General features: G+C 73.8%; 22 protein-coding genes. 8 read left to right on the top strand and 14 right to left on the bottom strand.

The features are described 5' to 3' along the window. Positions 1–19: 19 nt before the first annotated feature. Positions 20–853: a PhzF family phenazine biosynthesis protein gene (locus ABTW95_RS14290; RefSeq protein WP_396447831.1), complete on the bottom strand. Its 834-nt coding sequence runs from the start codon at positions 851–853 to the stop codon at positions 20–22. A 121-nt stretch (positions 854–974) separates the two neighbouring features. Here ABTW95_RS14290 and ABTW95_RS14285 point away from each other — a divergent pair, with 121 nt between their 5' ends. After that, a complete protein-coding gene (locus ABTW95_RS14285; RefSeq protein ID WP_500226460.1) occupies positions 975–1637 on the top strand; it encodes an LON peptidase substrate-binding domain-containing protein in 663 nt (220 codons plus the stop codon). Positions 1638–1674: 37 nt separating this feature from the next. Next, positions 1675–2226 (top strand): Cys-tRNA(Pro) deacylase, encoded by a 552-nt coding sequence (gene ybaK, locus ABTW95_RS14280; protein WP_396447828.1) that lies wholly within the window; start codon positions 1675–1677, stop codon positions 2224–2226. On the opposite strand, the gene ABTW95_RS14275 is transcribed toward ybaK, so the two are convergent. Next, on the bottom strand, positions 2110–2727 hold the full coding sequence (locus ABTW95_RS14275) for a hypothetical protein (RefSeq protein ID WP_396454419.1): 618 nt from the start codon (positions 2725–2727) through the stop codon (positions 2110–2112). The two genes, ybaK and ABTW95_RS14275, sit on opposite strands and share 117 nt — an antisense overlap. 128 nt (positions 2728–2855) lie before the next feature. Between ABTW95_RS14275 and ABTW95_RS14270 the strand changes: the two genes are divergently transcribed. Further along, positions 2856–3560, top strand: a complete 705-nt coding sequence (locus ABTW95_RS14270) for a DUF6882 domain-containing protein (RefSeq protein ID WP_396447826.1) — start codon at positions 2856–2858, stop codon at positions 3558–3560. 76 nt (positions 3561–3636) lie between these two features. On the opposite strand, the gene dnaE is transcribed toward ABTW95_RS14270, so the two are convergent. Then, positions 3637–7167, bottom strand: coding sequence for a DNA polymerase III subunit alpha (gene dnaE / locus ABTW95_RS14265; protein ID WP_396447825.1), 3531 nt, complete (start codon positions 7165–7167; stop codon positions 3637–3639). A 458-nt stretch (positions 7168–7625) separates the two neighbouring features. Between dnaE and ABTW95_RS14260 the strand changes: the two genes are divergently transcribed. From ABTW95_RS14260 to ABTW95_RS14250, 3 genes are read left to right on the top strand one after another with little or no spacing between them, the layout of a single operon-like run. Further along, complete coding sequence (locus tag ABTW95_RS14260; protein ID WP_500226459.1) at positions 7626–7949, top strand: chorismate mutase; 324 nt, start codon at positions 7626–7628, stop codon at positions 7947–7949. Next, positions 7946–8647, top strand: a complete 702-nt coding sequence (locus ABTW95_RS14255; protein ID WP_396447823.1) for an AzlC family ABC transporter permease — start codon at positions 7946–7948, stop codon at positions 8645–8647. Before ABTW95_RS14260 ends, ABTW95_RS14255 begins: the two co-directional genes overlap by 4 nt. Then, a complete protein-coding gene (locus ABTW95_RS14250; RefSeq protein WP_396447822.1) occupies positions 8644–8955 on the top strand; it encodes an AzlD domain-containing protein in 312 nt (103 codons plus the stop codon). The genes ABTW95_RS14255 and ABTW95_RS14250 overlap by 4 nt, the downstream gene beginning before the upstream one ends. Before the next feature lie 3 nt (positions 8956–8958). Here the strand turns inward: ABTW95_RS14250 and ABTW95_RS14245 are convergent, their stop codons facing one another. Genes ABTW95_RS14245 through ABTW95_RS14235 form a run of 3 tightly spaced genes read right to left on the bottom strand, consistent with a single transcriptional unit; the run spans position 8959 to position 11038 of the window. After that, positions 8959–9891 (bottom strand): RluA family pseudouridine synthase, encoded by a 933-nt coding sequence (locus ABTW95_RS14245; protein ID WP_396447821.1) that lies wholly within the window; start codon positions 9889–9891, stop codon positions 8959–8961. Next, positions 9891–10685 carry a signal peptidase II gene (lspA, locus tag ABTW95_RS14240; protein WP_500226458.1) on the bottom strand — a complete coding sequence of 265 codons (795 nt, stop codon included), beginning with the start codon at positions 10683–10685 and terminating at the stop codon, positions 9891–9893. Before lspA ends, ABTW95_RS14245 begins: the two co-directional genes overlap by 1 nt. Then, complete coding sequence (locus tag ABTW95_RS14235) at positions 10658–11038, bottom strand: TraR/DksA family transcriptional regulator (protein ID WP_396447868.1); 381 nt, start codon at positions 11036–11038, stop codon at positions 10658–10660. Before ABTW95_RS14235 ends, lspA begins: the two co-directional genes overlap by 28 nt. Before the next feature lie 707 nt (positions 11039–11745). Between ABTW95_RS14235 and ileS the strand changes: the two genes are divergently transcribed. Continuing rightward, entirely contained in the window at positions 11746–14919 is a 3174-nt protein-coding gene (ileS, locus tag ABTW95_RS14230) for an isoleucine--tRNA ligase (RefSeq protein WP_396447819.1), read from the top strand. Between the two features lie 113 nt (positions 14920–15032). Then, a complete protein-coding gene (locus ABTW95_RS14225; RefSeq protein ID WP_396447818.1) occupies positions 15033–15806 on the top strand; it encodes a DUF1707 SHOCT-like domain-containing protein in 774 nt (257 codons plus the stop codon). Positions 15807–16057: 251 nt separating this feature from the next. Here the strand turns inward: ABTW95_RS14225 and ABTW95_RS14220 are convergent, their stop codons facing one another. The 8 genes from ABTW95_RS14220 to ABTW95_RS14185 form a co-directional block, all read right to left on the bottom strand. Beyond that, a complete protein-coding gene (locus ABTW95_RS14220) occupies positions 16058–17434 on the bottom strand; it encodes a hypothetical protein (protein ID WP_396447817.1) in 1377 nt (458 codons plus the stop codon). A 151-nt stretch (positions 17435–17585) separates the two neighbouring features. Beyond that, a complete protein-coding gene (locus ABTW95_RS14215; protein ID WP_396447816.1) occupies positions 17586–18518 on the bottom strand; it encodes a DivIVA domain-containing protein in 933 nt (310 codons plus the stop codon). 57 nt (positions 18519–18575) lie between these two features. After that, positions 18576–18872, bottom strand: coding sequence for a YggT family protein (locus ABTW95_RS14210; protein WP_396447815.1), 297 nt, complete (start codon positions 18870–18872; stop codon positions 18576–18578). 21 nt (positions 18873–18893) lie between these two features. Next, the gene (locus ABTW95_RS14205; RefSeq protein ID WP_396447814.1) at positions 18894–19430 is read right to left on the bottom strand and encodes a cell division protein SepF; all 537 of its coding nucleotides are present in this window, start codon (positions 19428–19430) and stop codon (positions 18894–18896) included. A 105-nt stretch (positions 19431–19535) separates the two neighbouring features. Next, complete coding sequence (locus ABTW95_RS14200) at positions 19536–20291, bottom strand: YggS family pyridoxal phosphate-dependent enzyme (RefSeq protein WP_396447813.1); 756 nt, start codon at positions 20289–20291, stop codon at positions 19536–19538. Continuing rightward, positions 20288–21073: a peptidoglycan editing factor PgeF gene (pgeF, locus tag ABTW95_RS14195; RefSeq protein ID WP_396447812.1), complete on the bottom strand. Its 786-nt coding sequence runs from the start codon at positions 21071–21073 to the stop codon at positions 20288–20290. Before pgeF ends, ABTW95_RS14200 begins: the two co-directional genes overlap by 4 nt. Beyond that, positions 21070–22566: a cell division protein FtsZ gene (gene ftsZ / locus ABTW95_RS14190; protein ID WP_396454312.1), complete on the bottom strand. Its 1497-nt coding sequence runs from the start codon at positions 22564–22566 to the stop codon at positions 21070–21072. The genes pgeF and ftsZ overlap by 4 nt, the downstream gene beginning before the upstream one ends. A gap of 396 nt (positions 22567–22962) precedes the next feature. Continuing rightward, on the bottom strand, positions 22963–23703 hold the full coding sequence (locus ABTW95_RS14185; protein ID WP_396448214.1) for a cell division protein FtsQ/DivIB: 741 nt from the start codon (positions 23701–23703) through the stop codon (positions 22963–22965). Between the last annotated feature and the right edge of the window lie 12 nt (positions 23704–23715).

Below are 23715 nucleotides of genomic sequence, written 5' to 3'. Positions count from 1 at the left end.
GGGCGCGGCGCGCGCGTCGTCAGGCGCTGAAGGCGCCGTCCAGCACGGTGACGGCCGTGCCCGACAGCGCCACCCGGTCGCCGCGGAGCGAGACGCGGACGTGCCCGCCGCGCGCGGACGCCTGGTAGCCGGTCAGCGTGTCGCGCCCGAGCCGCGCCGCCCAGTAGGGGGCGAGGGCGGTGTGCGCCGAGCCGGTCACCGGGTCCTCCGCATCGCCGGGCAGGACGCGCGGCGCGAAGAACCGGGAGGTGAAGTCGTGCGCCCGCCCGGGGTCGGCCTGCGCCGTGACGATCACCCCGCGCGCGTCGATCTCGGCGAGCGCCCGGACGTCCGGCGCGATCTCGCGCACGGTCGCCTCGTCCGCGACCTCCGCGAGCAGGTCGTTCTGCTCGTTGCGGCCGGTGCGGAGCACGTCCGCGCCGAGCGCGGCGGCGAGGCCGCCGGGCGTCTCGACCGGCCGGGCCGGGCAGGCCGGGAAGTCCATCGACAGCGCCCCGCCGTCCGCGCGCGTGACGGTGAGGACGCCGCTCCGCAGCGTCCGGAACCGGATCGGGCGGTCCGGCGCGAACGCGCCGGTCTCGTAGAGGGCGTGCGCGGCCGCCAGGGTGGCGTGCCCGCAGAGGGCGACCTCCGTCACGGGGGTGAACCAGCGCAGCTCGAAATCCGCCCGGTCGCCCCCGGTTCCGCCTCCGGGATCGCCGAGCGGCCGGACGAAGGCCGTCTCCGAGTGCTTCATCTCCGCCGCGACGCGCTGCATCCATTCCGCGTCCGCGGCGTCCCGGAGCAGGCACACGCCGGCCGGGTTGCCGGTGAACGGGCGGTCCGCGAACGCGTCGACGACGAGCATCCTCATGGCGCCGACGCTACCGCCTTCACACTGTGGCAAAACTTCCCTTACCAAGATCATCAATATCGACGTACCCTGGCGGGCGAGGGCGTCTTCCCGGCGGCGCCCAGGAACGCTGGAGTGAAGTGTGACCGAGCGGCTCCCCCTGTTCCCACTGGGCACCGTGCTGTTCCCGGGGCTGGTGCTCCCCCTCCACCTGTTCGAGGAGCGGTACCGCCGGCTGATCGCCGACCTGCTGGAGCGGCCCGAACCGCGCGGGTTCGGGGTGGTCGGCATCGAGCTCGGCCACGAGGTCGGCGAGGGCGCCGCGCACCGGCTCGCCGAGATCGGCTGCGTCGCCGAGCTGCGCGAGGCCACCCCGCACCCGGACGGACGCTACGACATCGTCACGGTCGGGACGCGCCGGTTCCGGGTGAAGGAGCTGGACCGCTCCCGCCCCTACCTGCGGGGCGAGGTCGAGTTCCTGCCGGAGGAGCCCGGCGCCGGCGCGGAGCGGACCGCGGCGCGGGTCCGGCGGCTGTTCCGGGTGTACCGGGAGCGGCTCGGCGCCGCCGGCGGCGGCGCGTTCCAGGACGCCGAGCCGCCGGACGACCCGGTCGCGCTGTCCTACGCGATCGCGGCGGCGCTCGTCCTGGACGGCCACGAGAAGCAGCGCCTGCTGGAGTGCGAGGACGCGGCGCTGCGGCTCGCCGCCGAGCGCGACCTGCTGGCCCGGGAGAACCGCATCCTGAACGTGCTGCCGATGATCCCCGCGGGGCAGTTCCTGGACGGGTCGTTCACGCCGAATTGAGCGCGCGCGGACCGGACGGGCACGGCAGACTGCCCCCATGAGCAGTGCCAAGGCCAAGGGCGGCAGAGCGGTGAAGGGCGGCAGAGCGGTGAAGGGCGGCAGGGCGGCGAAGGGCGGCAGGGGCACCCCGGCGACCGCCGCGGCGGCGGACGCCGGGATCGCGTACACGCTGCACGCCTACGAGGCCGACCCGGACGCCGGCTCCTACGGCGAGGCCGCCGCCGACGCCCTCGGCGTCCCGTACGGGCAGATCTTCAAGACGCTGCTGGCGGAGGTGGACGGGCGGCTCACGGTCGCGATCGTCCCGGTGTCGTCCACCCTGGACCTGAAGGCGCTCGCGGCCGCGGCCGGCGGGAAGAAGGCGCGGATGGCCGACCCGAAGGACGCCGAGCGCGCCACCGGGTACGTCGTCGGCGGGATCAGCCCGCTCGGGCAGCGCCGGCGGCTGCCCGCCGTGGTCGACCGGTCGGTGTCAGCGCTCGCGACCGTCTACGTCTCCGCCGGTCGGCGCGGACTCCAGATCGAGCTCGCCCCCGCCGACCTCGTCCGGCTCACCGGGGCCGCCGTCGCCGCGATCGCCCGGGGGTAGCCGGCGGACCGCGACCTCCAGCAGCCCGTACGCCGCCACGGCCGACACCGGCCAGAACATCAGGACGCCGCGGGCGCGCAGATCGGCCGCGCCGGTGACGGCGGTGCCGTCGCGCGCGTGCCGGACCGCGTCCTGGAAGCCGGCGAGCCCGATCATGTGGCCGGTCCGCCAGGCCAGCAGCGCGGCGGCGCACCCGCCGGCGGCCAGGCCGAGCAGCAGCGCGACGTCGTTGCCGCGGCCGCCCGCCAGGTACGCGGCGATCCCGCACAGGAGCCCGGCGGCGAGCCCGATCAGGGCGAACCGCGCGTCGATGCCGATGGGGCCCTGGCCTTCCGGTTCGGCCAGCAGCGCCTCACCCTGGACGATCACATATGTCACCTCGGGCGCCGTCCAGGCCCACAGGAGGCCCGCGAGCGGCCCGAGCACCGCCACGGCGCCGGCGGCGACGGCGCCCGTCACCCAGAGCCTCGTCTCGAAGAGCCTCCCGGTGGGTCGCCGCACCTCGTACGCTCCTAGGTGTGAGTGCTCTGACAGCGAAAGCCTAGCCTGCCCGGTTCGGCCGATCGACCTTCGAAGGGTGTCCGATTCCCGCCCACGACCGCCCCGATTACTGGGATAATGTGCCCGACATGTCCGGATTCAGTCCTGCGTTCGAACGCCTCGGCGCCGCGCGCGCGGCCGTCGTCCTGCAGCAGCAGGAGACCCTCGCCGAGTTCCTGCCGCGCGAGGACTGGAGCGCCGACCTGACCGCCCGCACCTACACCAGCGGCGGCGTCACGGTCCGCGTGTCGCTGCTCGGCAGCTACGCGGCGCGCGAGCGCACCTGGCTGTGGGGCTGGGCGAACCCGCAGTTCGGCGACGCGCACCCGGCGGTCACCCCGACGCTGGTGATCCGGGCGATCGGGGAGCGGCTCGGCATCACCGAGTTCACCACCCCCGAGGTCGACCTGTCCTGGTACGAGGGCCCGGCCGGGCACGGCGGCGAGCTGATCGCGATGGCCGCCGGCGGCGTCCTCGGCGGCGCGGGCTACCTCGGCGCCGGCTACGACGGCGGCTCGGCCTACCTGCACGTCGACGACCCGCAGGTACCGCACGCCGCGTGGGACCCGGTCACGCTGCCGCGGCTGCTCGCCAACGCGGCGAGCCTGTTCCCGCACGAGCCCCGCCTGACGCTCGCCGGGTTCCTGTCGCACCACCGCGTCCCCTACCGGCAGACCGACGTGCTGACCGAGGCCGTGCTCCCCGGCGGCGGCACGGCCCGCGCCGCGTTCGACGGCCTCGGCCGCTTCGTCGAATGGAAGGCGGAGCTGACCCCCGCCGCCGTGCCCACCTGACGCCCGGCTCCACCGTCCGGCTCCACCTGACGCCCGGCTCCGCCTGAGGTGCCGCGCCCGGACCGCGGCGCGGCCGTCAGCCGAGGCAGGACGGGCCGAGGAGCTGCTTCAGGTCGCCCATCAGCGCCGGGGACGGCGCCACGCGGAGCCGGTCGTCGAGGCGGACGACCGTGGTGCGCGGGCCGTTCTGGATGTGCAGGTGGACCTCCGCCGTGCCGGGGTGCGTGATCAGCACCTCCTTGAGGCGGGAGACCGTGGGGGGCGTGCAGCGGCCGAGCGGCATCGTGACCGAGAGCGGGCCGGTCGCGTCGGTGACGGTGAGGTCGGGCTGGGTGACCTCCATCGCGATGATCTTCGCGACGTCCTCGCGGCGGTCGATCTTGCCCTTGACGATCAGGATGGCGTCCTCGGCGAGCAGCGTCGAGCACAGCTGGTAGGCCGACGGGAAGCACAGCACCTCGATCGAGCCGCCCAGGTCCTCCAGCTGGAACATCGCCCACGAGTTGCCCTGCTTGGTGACCTTGCGCTGCAGGCCGGAGAGCAGGCCGGCCACGATGACGACCTGGCCGTCCGGGCGCTCGCCCTCGTTCAGCGCCGCGATCGTGCAGTCGGCCTCGCGCTCCAGGATGTGCTCGACGCCGAGGAGCGGGTGGTCGGACACGTACAGGCCGAGCATCTCCCGCTCGAACGCGAGGAGGGTGGTCTTGTCCCACTCCTCGCCCTCGGGGATCGCGACGGCGAACGCGTCCTCGCCGCCGTCGTCCTCCAGCGCGCCGAACAGGGAGTCCTGGCCGACGGCCTCCTTGCGCTTGATGTCGATGACCGAGTCGATGGCCTGCTCGTGCACCATCAGCAGCGCCTTGCGCCGGTGGCCCAGCTCGTCGAACGCGCCGGCCTTGATCAGCGACTCCACGACCCGCTTGTTGCACACCTGCGGCGGGACCTTGTTGAGGAAGTCGTTGAAGTCGGTGTAGAGGCCCTTCTCCTTGCGGGCCGCGACGATCCCCTCCACGACGTTGTGGCCGACGTTGCGGACGGCCGACAGCCCGAACCGGATCTCGGTGTCGCCCAGCGGGGTGAAGTCGGCCTCGGAGGTGTTGACGTCCGGCGGCAGGACCTTCAGCCCCATCCGGCGGCACTCCGACAGGTAGAGGGCGCTCTTGTCCTTGTCGTCGCCGACGGAGGTGAGCAGCCCCGCCATGTACTCGGCCGGGTAGTTCGCCTTCAGGTACGCCGTCCAGTAGGAGACCAGCCCGTACGCGGCGGAGTGCGCCTTGTTGAACGCGTAGTCGGAGAACGGGACGAGGATGTCCCACAGCGTCTTCACGGCGTCCTTGGAGAAGCCGTTGTCGAGCATGCCCTTCTCGAAGCCGACGTACTGGGCGTCCAGCTCGGCCTTCTTCTTCTTGCCCATGACGCGGCGGAGCAGGTCCGCTTTGCCGAGCGTGTAGCCCGCCACCTTCTGCGCGATCGCCATGACCTGCTCCTGGTAGACGATCAGGCCGTAGGTGGTGTCGAGGATCTCCTTGAGCGGCTCCTCCAGCTCCGGATGGATCGGGGTGATCTCCTGCTGGCCGTTCTTGCGGAGCGCGTAGTTGGTGTGGGAGTTCGCGCCCATCGGGCCCGGCCGGTACAGGGCGCCGACGGCGGAGATGTCCTCGAAGTTGTCCGGCTTCATGAGCCGCAGCAGCGCGCGCATCGGGCCGCCGTCGAACTGGAACACCCCGAGGGTGTCGCCGCGCGCGAGCAGGTCGTAGGTCTTCTTGTCGTCCAGCGGCAGCGCGAGGAGGTCGACGTCGACGCCCTTGTTCTTCTTGATGCCCTTGAGCGCGTCGTCGATGATCGTCAGGTTCCGCAGGCCGAGGAAGTCCATCTTCAGCAGGCCGAGCGACTCGCAGGTCGGGTAGTCGAACTGCGTGATGATCGCCCCGTCGGCGTCCCGGCGCATGATCGGGATGTGGTCGGTGATCGTCTCACCGGACATGATGATCCCGGCGGCGTGCACGCCGGTCTGCCGGATCAGCCCCTCCAGGCCCTGCGCCAGGTCCATGATCTGCTTGACGTCGGGCTCCTCCTCGTACAGCTTGCGCAGCTCGCCGGCCTCGCCGTAGCGGGGGTGCTTCTCGTCGAAGATGCCCGACAGCGGGATGTCCTTGCCCATCACCGCGGGCGGGAACGCCTTGGAGATCCGGTCGCCGAGCGCGTACGGGAAGCCGAGGACGCGGCCCGCGTCCTTGATCGCGGCCTTCGCCTTGATGGTGCCGAACGTGGCGATGAAGGAGACCTTGTCGGCGCCCCACTTCTCCGTCGTGTACCTGATGACCTCGGCCCGCCGGTCTTCAGGGAAGTCGATGTCGATGTCGGGCATGGACGCGCGCTCGGGGTTCAGGAACCGCTCGAAGATCAGCCCGTGCGGGATGGGGTCGAGGTCGGTGATGCCCATCGCGTAGGCGATCAGCGAGCCCGCGGCGGACCCGCGCCCCGGCCCCACCAGGATGCCGTTCTCCTTGGCCCACATGATGAAGTCGGCGACGACGAGGAAGTAGGACGGGTACCCCTTGCCGAGGATGACGTCCATCTCGTATTCGGCCTGCTCCTTGTAGCCGTCAGGGAGGCCGTCGGGGAAGCGGCGCTTCAGGCCCTTCCAGACCTCCTTGCGGAACCAGCTCTCCTCCGTCTCGCCCTCGGGGACGGGGAAGCGGGGGCTCAGGTCGCGGTACTCGAACATCCCCGCCGGGTCGACCTTCTCCGCGATGAGCAGGGTGTTCTTGCAGCCTTCGAGCCAGATGTCGGAGGAGTCGATGCCGCGCATCTCCTCCGCCGTCTTCAGGTAGTAGCCGGACCCGTCGAACCGGAACCGGTCGGGGTCGGCGAGCTGCTTGCCCACCTGGACGCACAGCAGCGCGTCGTGCGCGGTGGCCTCCGACTCGTGCGTGTAGTGCGAGTCGTTCGTGACGACCGGCGGGATGTTCAGCTTCCTGCTGATCTCGATGAGCCCGTCGCGGACGCGGCGCTCGATCTCCAGCCCGTGGTCCATCAGCTCCAGGAAGTAGTTCTCCTTGCCGAGGATGTCCTGGAACGTGGCGGCGGCCTTCAGCGCCTCGTCGAACTGGCCGAGCCGCAGCCGCGTCTGGATCTTGCCGGACGGGCATCCGGTCGTGCCCATCACGCCCTCGGCGTGCTCGGCGAGCAGCTCCTCGTCCATCCGCGCGTACTTGAACACGAAGCCCTCGGTGTACGCGCGGCTCGACAGCTTGAACAGGTTGTGCAGGCCGGTCTTGTCGCGCGCCCACAGGGTCATGTGGTTGATCAGGCCGCCGCCGGAGACGTCGTCGCGCTTCTGGCTCGGCTCGCCCCACTGGACCTTCTTCTTGTGGTACCGCGACTCCGGGGCCATGTAGGCCTCGATCCCGATGATGGGGGTGACCCCGGCGGCGGTCGCCTGCTTGTGGAAGTCGTAGGCGCCGTGCATGTTGCCGTGGTCGGTCATGGCGATCGCGGGCATCTTCTGCCGGCCGACCTCTTCGAACATCTGCTTCAGCCGAGCGGCTCCGTCCAGCATGGAGTACTCGGTGTGAACGTGCAGGTGAACGAAAGAGTCGGCCATGCCTGCTGCGCCTCCTGCTCGTCGCATGCGACCGCCCACGTGCCCGGTGGGCACGTGGTGGCGATATCGGTCCCGGGGGAAGATCGTCAACCCGGCCGGGACGCCGGGATGACGCGGTGCTGAGAGCCTAACCCGCCTCGCGGGTCCCCCGCGCCCCGACTCGCCCGATCTTCCGCGACCCGCGCGGGTGTCTCAGCACGTGGGACGTCCTGTCCGGAGTTTGGCGCAATGGGGCGGCACCGCATACGATCAGGGCGTGGAACGTCGCCATCTCAGGTTTACGCAGCCGGCTCCGGGCGAGCCGGTCGCCGCCGCGACCTGAGCGACGACCCCGGAGCCGGCCGAGGCGGAGCCCCCATCGGGCTTCGCCTTTTTCGATGGACGTCCACCGACCAGGCGCGGCCCCGGGCACCGAACCTTCCCTGCGCGGCCCGCCGAGGCACGAGAGGGAACCCGACATGCACGACCAGGTGACCGAACCCGCCGAACTGCGCTCCGCGCCGCCGCCCCCCGGCGCGATCGGCACCCTCGGCGCGGCCAGGGCCGCGATCGACGAGATCGACGCCGCCCTCGCCGTCCTGCTGGAGCGCCGCGCCGCCGTGGCGGCCGCCGCCCAGCGGCTCAAGCCGGTCGGCGGCTTCGTCGGCCGCGACCCCGGCCGGGAGCGGGAGATCGTCGAGGCCATGGCCGCGCACGCCCCGTCCCTCGGCCCCGAGCGGCTCGCCCGCATCATGGACGCGGTCATCGCGGCGGGGCTGGACGCCGCCGAAGCGCGCCGGTGAGCGCGGTCGAGGCGGCGCCCGGGCCGCGGGAGCGGGCGCGGGCGGCGGCCGTCCGGGACGGGCTGAGCGTGGGCGTCGCCGTGGGCGTGTCCGGGGTGGCGTTCGGGGCGGCGGCGGTCACCGCGGGCCTCTCCGTCGCGCAGGCGTGCGTGCTGAGCCTGCTGGCGTTCACCGGCGCGTCCCAGTTCGCGCTGGCCGGCGTGATCGGCGGAGGCGGCGGGCTGGTCGCCGGGACGCTCGGCGCGGTCCTGCTGGGCGGGCGCAACGCCCTGTACGGGATGCGGCTCGCCGGCACGCTGGGGGTGCGCGGCGCGCGCCGGCTCGCCGCCGCGCAGGCCGTCATCGACGAGACCGCCGCCGTCGCGACCGCGCAGCGCGACCCGGCCGCGGCCCGCGCGGGGTTCTACACCACCGCGGTCAGCCTGTACCTGGCGTGGAACGCCACCACGCTGCTCGGCGCGGCGGGCGCGGCCCGGCTGGGCGACCCGGACGCCGCCGGCCTGGACGTCCTCGGCCCGGCCGCGTTCCTGGCGCTGCTGTGGCCGCGGCTGCGGGAGGGGCGGAGCGCGGCGCGGGTCGCGCCGGCGGCGGCCGCGATCGCCCTCGCGGCGACGCCGCTGCTGCCGCCCGGCGTCCCGGTCATGGTCGCCGCCGCCGCGGCGCTGCCCGCCCTGCTCGGAAGGAGGAGCGCGCCGTGAGCGTGTGGATCGCCGTGATCGCGACCGCGCTCGGCTGCTACGCCCTGAAGCTCGGCGGGCTGGTCACCCCGCAGCGGGTCCTGGACGACCCGCGGGTGCGCCGGTTCACCGAGCTCGTGCCGGTGGCGCTGCTGACCGCGCTGATCGCCGTCCAGGCGCTCGCCGACGGCAGGTCGCTGGACTTCGACCCGGCCCGGCTGGCGGGACTGGGCGCGGCCGTCGCCGCGCTCGTGCTGCGCGCGCCGTTCCTCGCGGTGCTGGTCGCCGCCGCCGGCGTCACCGCGGGGCTGCGCCTGCTCGGCCTGTAACGGTCAGGACTCGGCTTCGACGATCTCCAGGGCGCGGGCCAGGTCGTCCGGGTAGGGGCTCTCGAACTCCACCCACTCGCCCGTGGCGGGGTGCTCGAACCCGAGCCGGACGGCGTGCAGCCACTGCCGCTTCAGGCCGAGCCGCGCGGCGAGGGTCGGGTCGGCGCCGTACGCCATGTCGCCCACGCACGGGTGCCGGATCGCGGACATGTGCACCCGGATCTGGTGGGTGCGCCCCGTCTCCAGGTCGATGTCGAGCAGCGTCGCCGCCCGGAACGCCTCGACCGTGTCGTAGTGCGTGACCGACGGCTTGCCGCCCGCCACGACCGCGAACCGGCCGTCGCCGGACGGGTGCCGGTCGATCGGCGCGTCGACCGTCCCGCGGAACGGGTCGGGGTGGCCCTGCACCAGCGCCCGGTAGCGCTTGTCGACGCGGCGCTCCTTGAACGCCCGCTTGAGCCGCGAGTACGCGACCTCGCTCTTCGCCACGACCATCGCGCCGGTGGTGTTGGCGTCCAGCCGGTGCACGATGCCCTGCCGCTCGGACGCGCCGCTGGTCGCGATCGCGTGCCCGGCGCCGAGCAGCCCGCCGAGGACGGTCGGCCCCGTCCAGCCGGTGGTGGGGTGCGCGGCGACGCCGGTCGGCTTGTTCACCACGACGATGTCGTCGTCCTCGTACAGGACGCCCATCCCGGGGACGGGCTCGGCGACCGGCGCGGGCGGCGCGGGCGGCGGCGGGAGCGTGACCTCCAGCCAGGCCCCGGCGCGCAGCCGCTCGGACTTGGTGGCCACCTCGGCGCCGTCCAGCAGGACGTCCCCGGCGGCGATGATCTCGGCGGCGCCGCCGCGCGACAGCCCGAACAGCCGGGCCAGTGCGGCGTCGACCCGCTCGCCCTCCAGGCCGTCCGGCACGTGGAGGCCGCGCACCTCCCCCATCAGGCCTTCTCCTCCGGGGCGGGCTCCGTCTCCGCGGCCTCGCGCCCGGCCCCGCCGGGCGCACGCTCCGCATCCGGCCCGTTCCCGGCCCGGTCCTCGGCGCCGTTCCCGGCCCCGGCTTCGGCGCCGTTCGCGGCCCCGGCTTCGGTGCCGTTCGCGGCGCCGGCTTCGCGCTCAGGCCGGGGCGCGGGCTTCGATCCGGCCCCGGGCTCGGGGGGGCCGTCGTCGTCCTTGCCGGTGATGCGCGTCCCGTCGACCTGCAGGCCGCGCGCCGCCAGCAGCACGGCGAGGGCGCCGCCGCACACGATCGCCGAGTCGGCCAGGTTGAACACCGGCCAGTGCGGCAGCTGGATCCAGTCGACGACGTGGCCCTTCAGCGGGGCGGGCTCGCGCAGCAGCCGGTCGATCAGGTTGCCGACCGCGCCGCCGAGCAGCAGGCCGAGGCAGACCGCCCAGGGCACGCTCCGCAGGCTGCGGGCGGTGCGCAGGATGGCCACCACCACGCCGCAGGCGATCAGGGTGAACACGATCGTGTAACCGGTGCCGATCGAGAAGGCGGCGCCGCTGTTACGGGTCTCGCGCAGCGTCAGCAGCCCGCCGAGCAGCCGGACGGGCTCCCGGTCCTGCAGCGTCGCCACCACGATCAGCTTGGACACGATGTCGGCGGTCAGCGCGGCCAGGGCCACGGCGACCAGCACGCCGACGCGGCGCGGCCGAGGAGTTCCCGTGGACTCCCCGGCCTCGCGCTCTGGGTTCGTTGAGTCGCTCAGCGACGTTCCTCGCGTTGTTTGCATGTCACACACAGGGTCGCACGCGGGAAGACCTGAAGTCTCGCCTTGCCGATCGGCCTGGCGCAGGACTCGCAGATCCCGTACGTGCCGGCGTCCATCCGCTGGACGGCCCGCTCTATCTGGGCGAGCAGGTCCTGTGAATTGTAGGACAGCGCGAGCTCGTGCTCGCGCTCGTACGTCTTGGCGCCCGCGTCGGCCTGGTCGTCGCCGGCCCCGTCGCTGCCGTCGCCCTCGGCGATCTGGCTCGCGGACGCGGCGATCTCCGCGCGCAGGCCCTCGATCTGCTCCTGCAGCCCGGCCCGCACCTCGGCGAGCTCCGCGGCCGTCCAGCGGTGCTCCCCCTCGCGCACCGGCAGCTCCGCCGCCCGCGCCGCCTCCGCCGGGGGGCGCCCGCCCCGCGTCCTGCCGGAGGCGCGCCCGGCCGGTTTGCGGGCGGGCCGCTTCGCCGCGGCCGCCTTGCCCCGGGCCTTGCCCGCGGCGGGCTGCTTCCCGGCGTGCTCCTCGGCGGGCTGCTCCTCGGCGGACACTGCGCCCTTCGTCGCGCCGGCCATGTCGGCCTCCCTCGCGCTGATCGCCTCGACGGGCAGTGCGGGCAGCATAGGTCCCCTTTCTCGTGCGCGGTAAACAACCTGGCGGTGGTACCGACCCCTTATGCCCGGTCGGCGATCGGCCGGAAACCCCGCGGCGTGCCGCGAGATCGCAAAGGAACGGCACGGCGCGCCAGGGCCGGCGCCCCGGAAAACGGGAAGAGGACGCCGCGCGGGTGCGTTAAAGTGCAGACGAGCAGTCGCACGGCAGGCGCTGATGGGGACACCTGCCGCCGAACGCGGCCATGAGCGACCCGGGGACGGTGCGAGCCCGGGGGCGGGCACGGCGGTCTGATCACCCCGGAGCCGCCGGAAGAAACGCCCCGGACCCGGTCCGCGGGCGCGGTAGAACCGGCAGCCGGGACTGGAACGAAGCGGGCCGCGCCGCCAGGCGCGGTCAAGGAGGGTGGTACCGCGGGGCCGCGCGCCTCGTCCCTCCGGTCAGCGTTTCCACGTCGATCCGGAGGTCCGCCATCGTGAGCCGAGCTTTTCGGCCGCTGCCCGCGCAGGTCGATCTGCCCGCCCTGGAGCGGGACATGCTGCGCCGCTGGCAGGAGAACAAGGTCTTCGAGCGGTCGCTGGAGCGCACCGCGTCCGGCGAGCCCTGGATCTTCTACGAGGGACCGCCCACCGCCAACGGGATGCCGGGCGTCCACCACGTCGAGGCCCGCGTGTTCAAGGACGTCTTCCCGCGCTTCAAGACCATGAAGGGCCGGCACGTCCCGCGCAAGGCCGGCTGGGACTGCCACGGCCTGCCCGTCGAGGTCGCCGTGGAGAAGGAGCTCGGCCTCACCGGCAAGAAGGACATCGAGGAGTACGGCGTCGCCGAGTTCAACGCCCGCTGCCGCGAGTCCGTCCTGCGCCACGTGGACGCGTTCGAAGAGATGACCGAGCGCATGGGCTACTGGGTCAACACCGACCAGGCCTACCGGACGATGGACCCCGAGTACGTCGAGAGCGTCTGGTGGTCGCTGAAGCAGGTGTTCGACAAGGGGCTGCTGTTCCGCGACTTCCGCATCACCCCGTACTGCCCGCGCTGCGGGACGGGCCTGTCCGACCACGAGCTGGGCCAGCCCGGCGGCTACGAGACGGTGTCCAGCCCGTCGGTGTACGTGCGGATGCCCGTCACGTCCGGTCCGCTCGCCGATATGGGCGCCGCGCTGCTCATCTGGACCACGACCCCGTGGACGCTGGTGTCGAACACCGCCGTGGCCGTCCACCCCGACGTCACGTACGTCGCGGCCCGCCCGGAGGGGTCGGACGAGGTGCTCGTCGTCGCCGAGCCCCTGGTCGGCCAGGTCCTCGGCGAGGGCGCCGAGCGGCTCGCCGCCTTCCAGGGGACCGAGCTGGAGCGGACGCCCTACCAGCGGCCCTTCGAGCTCGTCGACATCCCGGACGCCCACTACGTCGTCCTGGGCGACTACGTCACCGTCGAGGACGGCACCGGGCTCGTCCACCAGGCGCCCGCGTTCGGCGGCGACGACATGAACGTCTGCAAGGCGTACGGCATGCCGATCGTCAACCCGATCGGGCCGGACGGGCGCTTCCTGCGGGAGGTGCCGCTGGTCGGCAACAAGTTCTTCAAGGACGCCGACGAGCCCCTCACCGACGACCTGCGCGCGCGCGGGCTGCTGTACCGCGGCGGGCACTTCGAGCACAGCTACCCGCACTGCTGGCGCTGCCACACGCCGCTGCTCTACTACGCGCTCCCCGCCTGGTACATCCGCACCACGCAGATCAAGGACCGGCTGCTGGAGGAGAACGAGAAGACCAACTGGTACCCCGAGACGGTCAAGCACGGCCGGTACGGGGAATGGCTCCGCAACAACGTCGACTGGTCGCTGTCCCGCAGCCGGTACTGGGGCACGCCCCTCCCCCTGTGGGTGTGCGGCGACGACGAGGACCACGTCACCTGCGTCGGGTCGCTGAAGGAGCTGGGCGACCTGGCCGGACGCGACCTGTCCGCCCTCGACCCCCACCGGCCGTACGTGGACGACGTCGTGTTCCCGTGCCCGCGGTGCGGGGCGGAGGCGCGCCGCGTCCCCGACGTCATCGACGCCTGGTACGACTCCGGGTCGATGCCGTTCGCGCAGTGGGGCGCCCCCTACCGCAACAACGAGATCTTCGAGAACTCCTACCCCGCCCAGTACATCTGCGAGGCCCAGGACCAGACCCGCGGCTGGTTCTACTCCCTCATGGCCGTCGGGACGCTCGTGTTCGACCGGTCGTCCTATGAGAACGTCGTGTGCCTCGGGCTGATCCTCGCCGAGGACGGCCGGAAGATGAGCAAGCACCTCGGCAACGTGCTGCGGCCCATCCCGCTGATGGACGAGCACGGCGCCGACGCGGTGCGCTGGTTCATGGCCGCGAGCGGGCTGCCCTGGGCGTCCCGCCGCGTCGGGCACGGCGCCCTGGAGGAGATCGTCCGCAAGGTCCTCCTCACGTACTGGAACACCGCGTCGTTCTTCGTCCTGTACGCGAACGCGGCGCAGGCGCAGGGCCGCGCCTGGACGCCGGACCGGCTGGCCGAGGCCCCGGCCCCGGCCGACCGGCCGCTCCTGGACCGCTGGGCGCTCGCCGAGCTGCACCGCACCGTGCGCGAGGTCGACACGGCGCTGGAGCGGTTCGACACCGCCCGCGCGGGCCGGCGGCTCTCCCAGTTCGTGGACGACCTGTCGAACTGGTACGTGCGGCGGTCCCGGCGGCGCTTCTGGGAGGGCCCGGAGACCCCCGAGGGGTCGGCCGCGTTCGCCACGCTCTACGAGTGCCTGGAGACCCTCACCCGGCTGATGGCGCCGATCGTGCCGTTCATCACCGACCACGTGTGGGACGTCATCCGGCCCGAGGACGGCCCCGACTCGGTGCACCTGGCCGACTGGCCGGCCGTCGACGAGAGCCTCCTGGACGAGGCGCTGACCGAGCGGATGGCGCTCGTCCGGCGGCTGGTCGAGCTCGGCCGGTCGGCGCGCGCCGCGAGCGGCGTGCGGACCCGCCAGCCCCTCGGCCGCGCGCTGGTCGGCGCTCCCGGCTGGGCGGAGCTGCCCGGGCAGCTGCGCGAGCAGATCGCCGAGGAGCTGAACGTCCAGGCGTTCGAGGAGCTGTCCTCGATCGGCGGCGACCTGGTCGAGTACGAGGTCAAGCCCAACTTCCGGGAGCTGGGCAGGCGCTACGCCAAGGACACCCCGAAGGTCGCCAAGGCGATCACGTCCGCGGACGCGGCGGAGCTGGTCCGGGCGCTGCGCGCGGGCGACGCGGCCGTGGAGGCGGCCGATCTCGGCACGGTGCCGCTGGCGGCGGACGACGTGATCGTCACCGAGCGGCCGCGCAGCGGCTGGGCGGTGGAGAGCGCCGCCGGGGAGACGGTCGCGCTCGACCTCACGGTCACGCCCGAGCTGCGCCGCGCGGGCCTGGTGCGGGAGGCCGTCCGGCTCGTCCAGGAGGCCCGCAAGGCCGCCGGCCTGGAGGTCACCGACCGCATCGAGCTGTGGTGGGAGGCGACCGGGACCGACCTCGCCGAGGCGCTGCGCGCCCACAGCGGCGAGGTGGCCGCGGAGGTCCTCGCGACCGCGGTGCACGAGGGCCGCCCGGAGGGGGTCCCCGCCACCCGCGACGAGGAGCTGGGCCTCACCTACTACATCCGCAAGGCCTGAGGAGCCGCGTCCGCGGGCATGAGGAGCCGTGTTCTCCGCCGCGTCCGGGCGCGGCGGGGAACATTTCCGCAACGGGGTTCGTCACGACACATCTCGTTTGCGATGATGGTTCGGTGAGTCTTCCCGAGCAGCCTTCCGGCTCCGACCGTCCGGCCCCGCCGCCGTCCGCGAGCATGCGCGCCTCGGACGCCGACCGCGACGAGGTGGCCGACCGCCTGCGCGAGGCCCTCGCGGAGGGGCGCATCACGCCCGAGGAGCACGCGGAGCGCATCGACGCCGTCTACAAGGCCAAGACGTACGCCGACCTGGAGCCCGTCCTCAGCGACCTGCCGTCGGAGCAGGCGCCGCGGCCGCGGGTGGACCTGCGCAAGGAGCCCGCCCTCCCGCCGCCCCCGGCGCAGTCGCCGCACCTCGTCGCCGTGTTCGCCGGGGCGGAGCGCAAGGGCCGCTGGCTGGTGGAACCGACCACCAACGTCTCCTGCGTGTTCGGCGGGGTGGAGCTCGACTTCCGGCAGGCCGTCCTCAGCCAGAGCGAAGTGACCGTCAACATCACCTGCGTTTTCGGCGGGGTCGACATCACCGTCCCGCCGGGCGTCCGCGTCGCGGGCTCCCCGACCGCGGTGTTCGGCGGGAGCGAGCTGCCCGAGGACGACACCGCCGACCCGGACGCGCCCGTCATCCGGCTGACGGGGATGGTGCTGTTCGGCGGCGTGTCGGTGAGCCGCCGCGCCGCCGGGGAGAAGCGCCGCCGCCGCGACCGGCACCGCGACGTCCACGAACTGCACCGCAGGCGGCACGAGGAGCTGCGGGAACTGCACCGGGAGCACCGCGACGCCCGCCGGGAGCGCCTGCGGGAACTCCGCGCGGAGCGCCGCCGACTCCGCTGACCCGGGGGGATCGCCGCCCCGGGCCCCCGCCGGCCGACGCCGTTCAGCGGCGAGCCGCCCCGCGCTCAAGCGGCCGGCGGCCGTGCCGTCTCACCAGCGCTCGACCGGCAGCGCTCGACCGGCGGTGGTCGGCCGGCCGCTGCTCCGCCGCTCAACGGCCAGGCGGCCATGGCCGGCCGGCCGCGGCGAGGCGGGCCGCTGCCCTGCAGGGCGGGTGATCTGCCCGGGGCGGGTGATCTGCGGGGCGGTGGTCAGTCGCGGGCGTGTTCGCGGTCGGGCTGGCAGACCAGGCAGGGCGTGCAGCCCCGGGACTTCGCCTCCGCGCGGGACAGCGACTCCAGGTCGTCGGCCTCGTCGCCGATGTCCTCGATGAGGGCGCAGTCGACGCGGTGGTAGCGCTTGGTGCCGCTCAGGATGCGGACCTGCGGGCCCTCCCCCTCCGGTTCGCCGTGCGGCTCGTCGTCGGCGGCGTCCGCGCCGGACGGCTCGGGCTCGGGTGCGGGCTCGGGCTCCGGGGCCTGCTCCGGCTCCGCCGTGCGAGCGCCGCTTTCGCCGGGCAGGTCCCCGGCTTCGTCACGGGGCTCCTCCCCGGACGTGCCGTAGGCCGGGCCGGAGTGCGCTTCGGAGGCCGTGTCGCGGGCGTGGCGGGGCTTCGGCGGCGTGTCCGCACCGGCGTACGGGGACGGCCCCGGGTCGACCACGGCGTCCGGTGCCGCGGATTCGGTCTCAGCGGGCCTGTCCCAGACGGAGCGGACCTCCGGCTCCCGCTCCCGCGACTCGGATTCATCGGCCGTCTCCGGCGCGCTGGGCGCCTTCCCGGCCGCCTTGCCGAACAGCCCGGTGACGGGCAGGTCGGTCAGGGTCGGACCGGCGGGGTTCGCGGGCTCGTCCGCCCGCGGGATCTCGGCGGTCCGGTCGGAGGCTCCGGGCCTGTCGAAGGGGGACGGCGCGGAGTGCGGCGCGGGCGCCGGCTTGGCGAGGCCCGCCAGGCCGCCCTCGGAGCGCGCCGCACCGGGCTCGCGGCCCGCCGCCGTGCCGCCCGCGTCCCGGCCGCCGGAGCCGGGGGCCGCGGGCGCCGACGCCGCGGCGCGCGCCGCCAGTGCGGTGTCGGGCATGCAGGCGGTGCAGGGGCTGAACCCCTCCTCCTTGGCTTCGGCGTAGGTCAGCTCCTCGGCGTCGCGCCCGGCGAGCTGCCGGCACGTGTCGAGGTGGTAGCGCTTGCGGCCGCGGACGACGAACACGAGCGCGTCGTCGGGGACGTCGGCGGGCGGTGGGGGCAGCTCCATCGCGTCGTCGTCCGGGTCGGCGGCGGGTGCGGCGGCCGCCGGGGCGGCCGGGGCGCTCTTCGCCGGCGCCGGGGGCGCGGCCTTCTTGCGCTTTTCCTTCTTGGACTTCTTGGCGGGGCGGGCCGGTGCCGCGGAGGCTCCGGGCCCCCAGAGCTCCTTGCGCCGCAGGAACACCCCGATGGCCAGGCACAGCGCCGAGACGATGCTGACGGCGATCGATATGTAGATCACCACCAGCGCGTCCAGGCCGAACACCTGGGCGCTGTCTCCGTTGCCGGCGACGATTCCCGCTACCAGCAGGGCGATCGCCACCACCACGAGAACGCCACTCAGGATGATCACAGGGTCTCTCCCACTCGTTCGGACCGCTCGGCTCCGGGCCGCGCGACGGGCCCGGCGGCCGTCCCGTGCGACCGCCCGGCATCACCGGGGTGGCGCCGCTGCCACGCCCGGCGCGGGGGTCGGGACGACACTACCGCCTGCGCGGCCGCGATCAGCGCCGGTCGTGCGGCGGGTTGTCGCCGCCCGCGTGGAACGCGCCGGTCGCCGAGTGCTGGACCTGCTGGCCGTGCTCGCCGGGCGGCGGGAACTGGCCGGGCGCGGGAGACGGGCCGCCCGCGGCGCCGTTGCGGTTCTCCGCGTGGGGCAGGCCGCCCTGCGGTCCGGTCTGCGGACCCTGCGGCGCGTTCTGCTGCGACTGGGCGGGGGCCGCGCCCGGGACGGCGGCGAACGCGCCGGTCTCGGTGCTGCCCGCCTCCAAGTCGCGGAGCTGGCCCTCCAGGTAGACCTTCAGGCGGCTGCGGTACTCGCGCTCGAACGCGCGCAGGTTGTCGACCTCGCGCTCCAGCTCCTCGCGCTGCTGCACGAGCGAGCCCATGACCTGGCGGTGCCGCTCCTGGGCGTCGCGGTCGAGGGCCTCGGCGCGCGAGCGCGCCTCGCTGACGATCTGGTCGGCCTGCCGGCGGGCCTTGCCGAGGATCTCCTCGGCCTCCCGGCGGGCGCGGCCGAGCGTCTCGTCGGCCTCCCGGCGGGCGTCGGCGATCGCCTGGTCGGCGGTCTGCTGCGCCAGCGCGAGGACGCGCGCCGCGGTGTCCATGTTGTCCTCGCCGGAGGGCGCGGGCGCCATGCCGAGGCCGCCGAGAGGGGCGGGCTCCGGCTCGGGCTGCGGCTGCGGCTCGGGGCGCGGAGGCTCGGGGATCTTCTGGACGTCCGGCTTCGGCTCCACGATGGGAGCGGCCATGGCGGGAACCTTGCCGCGCAGGCATTCGGCCAGCTTGGCCCGCAGCTCCTCGTTCTCCTGGATGAGGCGGTCGAGCTCCGCCTCGACCTCGTCGAGGAAGGCGTCCACCTCCTCCTCGTCGTACCCCGGCCTCAGCCTGGTGGTACTGAACTGCTTGTTCCGCACGTCGGCGGGTGTCAGCGGCATGTTCTCGTCTCCTTGGCGCGCTTGGAGTCTGTCCCTGAAGGACGGTATCCGATCGGTCTACGGACCGCCGAATATGGAGCCGATGACCATGATCAGGATCCAGACCACAAGGATGAGCACGGTGAAGCTGAGGTCCAGTGCAACGTTACCCAGCCGGACGGGCGGGATGAAACGCCTCAGCAGTTTCAGGGGCGGATCGGTGACGGTGTAGGTCGCCTCGGCGATCACCAGCACCACCCCGGACGGCTTCCATTGGCGGGCGAACGACTGCACGACCTCCAGCACCAGCCTCCCGATCAGGAAGAGGAGGAAGAAGTACAGGAGGTACGTCAGTACCTGTCCAGCGATGTTCACTGATTCTCTCGCATGCGACTCTCAGCTTTGGTTGAAGAACCCACGTTCCGCCATCCGGGCCTTGTCCTCCGCCGTCACCTCCACGTTGGCGGGCGACAGCAGGAACACCTTGTTCGTAACACGCTCGATGCTCCCGTGCAGGCCGAACACGAGACCCGCCGCGAAGTCGACCAGACGCTTGGCGTCGCTGTCGACCATCTCGGTCAGATTCATGATCACCGGCGTGCCCTCCCTGAAGTGCTCCCCGATGGTCCGAGCCTCGTTGTAGGTCCTTGGATGCAGAGTAGTGATACGAGCCAGGTCCGTGGTACCGGACTCGTAGAGCGCCACGGAGCGTCGTTCGATGGTCGACGCGGAGTGATGGTCGCGATCCCGGTCCGCGGTCTCCTCCGCTCGGGTAAGCTGACCGCCGGATTCGTCCTCGCGACGACGGCTCTGCCCGGGGTCGGTCTCGTCGTCGTAGACCTCGTACTCGTCGTAGTCGCCGTACTTGTCGTCGTAACGGTCGTCCTCCACAAGGCCGAGGTAGACCGCCATCTTGCGCATCGCGCTGGCCATACGCCCCTCCGTGTCCTGTGGTGGCGGCCTCGGGCGCGTCCAGAGCCGCCGGTGGACTGATCCGTAGTGGCGGCCCGCGTTCCGGCAGGTACCACTGGGGGGACATTACCTGACGATTGCCCGTCGGCCGCCGAGCAACGCCGTACCGACCCGCAGGTGTGTCGCGCCGCACGCGATCGCCTGCTCCAGATCGCCGCTCATACCCGCACTGACGATCCGGGCGTCCGGATGGTTCCGCCTGATCTCCGCCGCGATCCCCGCGAGCCGGGTGAAGGCGGGCAGCGGGTCGGCGCCGAGCGGCGCGACGGCCATCACGCCGCCGAGTTCCAGGCCGGCGGCCCCGGCGATCTCGTCGGCCAGCCCCGGCACGGCGCCGGGCGCGGCGCCGCCCCGGCCGCCCGGGCCCCCGGCGCCGTCCGCGCCGCCGTCCGGGTCCTCGTCCAGCGAGACCTGGACGAGGCAGCGCAGCGTCCGGCCGGCGCGGACGGCGGCGTCCGACAGCGCCGTCACCAGCCTGGAGCGGTCCACCGAGTGGACGACGTCGGCGTACCGGGCGACCGCGCGGGCCTTGTTGGTCTGCAGCCTCCCGACGAAGTGCCAGGTGAGCGGCAGGTCGGCGCATTCGGCGGCCTTCGGCCCGGCCTCCTGGTCGCGGTTCTCGCCGATGTCGGTCAGGCCGAGTCCGGCCAGGAGCCGCACATCGGAGGCGGGGAAGGTCTTGGTCACCGCGATGAGGGTGAGCTCGCTCTCGTCCCGTCCCGCGGCGGCGCAGGCGGCGGCGATGCGGGCGCGCACCGCGGCGAGGCTCTCGGCCAGCTCCGCCCGGCGCTCCTCGGGGGTGGGCTTCCTCTCGTCGGTCACGCGCGGTCCTCGGGCGAGTCGTTCTTGAGGGACTGGGGGGAGCCGTCCTTCCGGACGGGGCCGTCCTTGAGCCAGACGTAGCCGGCGAAGCGGCCGGTGCGGCCCTCGCGGCGGTAGGAGAAGAGGCCGGGGTCCTCGATGGTGCAGCGCGGGTCGGTCTCGACGGCGGCGACCCCGGCGGACGCGAGCTGCGCGGCGACGCCGGCGCGGATGTCCAGGCCGGGCGTGCCGCGGGACGTGGTGGAGTGCGCGGCGGGCACGGCGGCGGCGACCTCGTCCCGCATCCCGGCGGGCACCTCGTAGCAGCGCCCGCACGCGGCGGGCCCGATCGCGGCGGTCATCCGGGCGGGGTCGGCGCCGTGCTCGCACATCGCCCGCACCAGCGCGGGGACGACCCCGGCGGCGGTGCCGGGGCGGCCGGAGTGGGCGGCGCCGACGACCCGGGCTTCGGGGTCGGCCAGCAGCACGGGCGCGCAGTCGGCGACGAGGACGGCGAGGGCGAGGCCGGGGACGGTCGTGACGACGGCGTCGACGGGGCCGGGGGTCTCGGGGGAGGTGACGAAGGCGACGTCCGCGCCGTGCACCTGCCGCATGAACACGGTGCGGCCGGGGTCGACGCCGAGCGCCTCGGCGGCGCGCCGCCGGTTGCCGAGCACGGCGGCGGGGTCGTCGCCGACCGCGCCGCCCAGGTTCAGGGAGTCGTAGGGGGGCCTGCTCACGCCGCCGGCGCGGCCGGTGAAGGCGGCGCCGACGCCGTCGCCCAGGGCGACGGCGGTGATCACTTCAGGAAGTCGGGGACGTCGAGGTCGTCGTCCTCGTCGAACACCACGGGACGGCGGCGCTGCCCCGAGGAGGCGGGGCCGCCGTCGTTCTCGCCCGCGTGCACGCGGGGGGACGACGCCTGCTCGGTGGGCTGGCGCGGCGCGGGCGCGCGGGTGCCGCCGGAGTCGGCGTCGCGGTCGCCCGGGGGGCCGGCCGCGGCGGCGTCCGGGCGGGCGGGCTCGTCGCGGTCGCCGCGCCCGGACGCGCGGTCGTCGCGCCCCTGCGCCCGGTCGCTCTCGGCCCGCGGCGCGGCCGGGGCGGACGGCGCGGCCGGCGCGGACGCCTGCGCGGGCGGGTGCGGGGCGGCGGCGGCCTGCGCCACCGACTGCTGCGTGCCCTGCTGCCCGGCCTGCTGGCCCGCGGGCCGGTGCGCGCCCGCCGGCTCGGCCCGCCCGACCTTGCTGGGGATCGGGTTGGCGGGCGGCGCGGACGCGGGCGCCGGGACCGGGCGGGGCGGAGGCGGGGGCAGCCGCTTGCTCTCCGGCTCGGGAGCCGGCTTGCTAGGGCGCCCCTCGTCAAAACCCGCCGCGATCACCGTGACCCGGACCTCGTCGCCGAGCGCGTCGTCGATGACCGCGCCGAAGATGATGTTGGCGTCCGGCGCGGCCGCGTTCGACACCAGCTGCGCGGCCTCGTTGATCTCGAAGAGCCCGAGGTCGGAGCCGCCGGAGATGGACAGCAGCACGCCGTGCGCGCCGTCGATGCTGGCCTCCAGCAGCGGGCTGGAGATCGCCATCTCGGCGGCGGCGACGCTGCGGTCGTCGCCGCGCGCCGACCCGATGCCCATCAGCGCGGAGCCCGCGCCGGACATGACGGACTTGACGTCGGCGAAGTCGAGGTTGATCAGGCCCGGGGTGGTGATGAGGTCGGTGATGCCCTGGACACCGGACAGGAGCACCTGGTCGGCGGCCTTGAAGGCGTCCAGCACGCTGACCTGCCGGTCGGAGATCGACAGCAGCCGGTCGTTGGGGATGACGATGAGGGTGTCGACCTCGTCGCGCAGCGTCTCGATGCCGGCCTCGGCCTGCATCGCGCGGCGCTTGCCCTCGAAGCTGAACGGGCGGGTGACCACGCCGATCGTCAGCGCGCCCAGCGAGCGGGCGATGTTGGCGACGACGGGCGCGCCGCCGGTGCCGGTGCCGCCGCCCTCCCCGGCGGTGACGAACACCATGTCGGCGCCCTTGAGGACCTCCTCGATCTCCTCCCGGTGGTCCTCGGCGGCCTTCCGGCCGACGTCGGGGTTGGCCCCGGCGCCGAGGCCGCGGGTGAGCTCGCGGCCCACGTCCAGTTTCACGTCGGCGTCACTCATCAGCAGCGCCTGGGCGTCCGTGTTGATCGCGATGAACTCGACGCCCTTGAGACCCTCTTCGATCATCCGGTTGACGGCATTGACGCCGCCGCCGCCGATGCCGACGACCTTGATGACCGCGAGGTAGTTCTGCGGTGCTGCCACGACGAGGGGCCTTTCCGCTCTCTCCGACCGCCCTGACCGGTCTGCCGACCGTGCCGCCGCGGTTTTCCCGACCTGTGCACTGGGGGCGGGGCCTCAAACCCTCACCCTCAACTTGAGGCTTACAGTTATGTCAACCTGAAGACTGATACGGACAGTAGGGCGGCCTTACCGCCAGGGTCAACTAACCTCCCCCGAACGACACCGGCGTGTCGCACCTGGCACAGGTTTGCCCTGGTTGGGCTCGGACATGCGCCCGTACGGCGGGTGCTGTACACCGGCTCGTCCCTCCCTCGTCCGCATCGGTCCGGCATGACCGTTCCAGCGTGCCCGATCGGGCCGCCGGAATCGCCGCGACACACGCACCCGGTCCACTTCCCCCGGATCACTTCTTCCGGGTCACTTGGTCTTGAGGACCTCGGGGGAGCTGACGTCGACGGTGCGGACGGCGCGGCCGGCCGCGGTGCGCCGCACGGCGTCCAGCAGCCGGATCTTCTCCCGTGCCCGCTCGGCGGCCCCCCACACCACCGTCTGCCCGTTCTTCATGTGCAGGCTGACCGCCTCCGGGCCGGTGGCCTCCACCTCGGAGACGCCGCCGCGCAGCCGTTCCGGCAGGCCGGTCAGCACGGTGAGCGCCGCGCGGGTCGCCTTGTCGGACGGCCCCGGCGAGGCGACCGCCAGCGCCGGCAGCCCGGACGGGCGGGTCTCCCCGTCGGCGACGACGACGCCGTGCCGGTCGAGGAGGTGGTAGCGGCCGCCGCGCTCGAACACCGCGACCGGGACCCGCTCCCGCACGACGATCCGGACCGTCCCCGGCCAGTGCCGCTCGATCTCCGCCGACTCGACCTCGCGGAGCCGCTCGACCCGCTCCCCGATCGCGCCGGTGCGCAGCCGCGCCATCGGCGTGCCGAGGTGGATCCCGGCGGCGGCGACGATCCGGTCGCGCGGCGCCAGCGCGGCGCCGGCGACCTCGACGTGCCGCACCACCAGCAGCCGGGAGCCGAGCAGCACCCATGTCACCAGGCCGAGCGCGCCGACCACCAGCAGCGTGACGAAGATCGCCTTCCACCGGCCGGGACCGCCGCGGCCCCCGCCGGCCGCCGCGGCGGCGGCGCGCCGGTCCGTCTGCGCCTCGGTCATGACCCAAGCTTG

It is taken from the genome of Spirillospora sp. NPDC127506 (genome assembly GCF_040302145.1).
In the GTDB taxonomy this organism is placed as follows: Bacteria; Actinomycetota; Actinomycetes; order Streptosporangiales; family Streptosporangiaceae; genus Spirillospora.
Note: the sequence above shows the minus strand (reverse complement) of the source record. Positions and strands in the feature narration are given on the sequence as shown.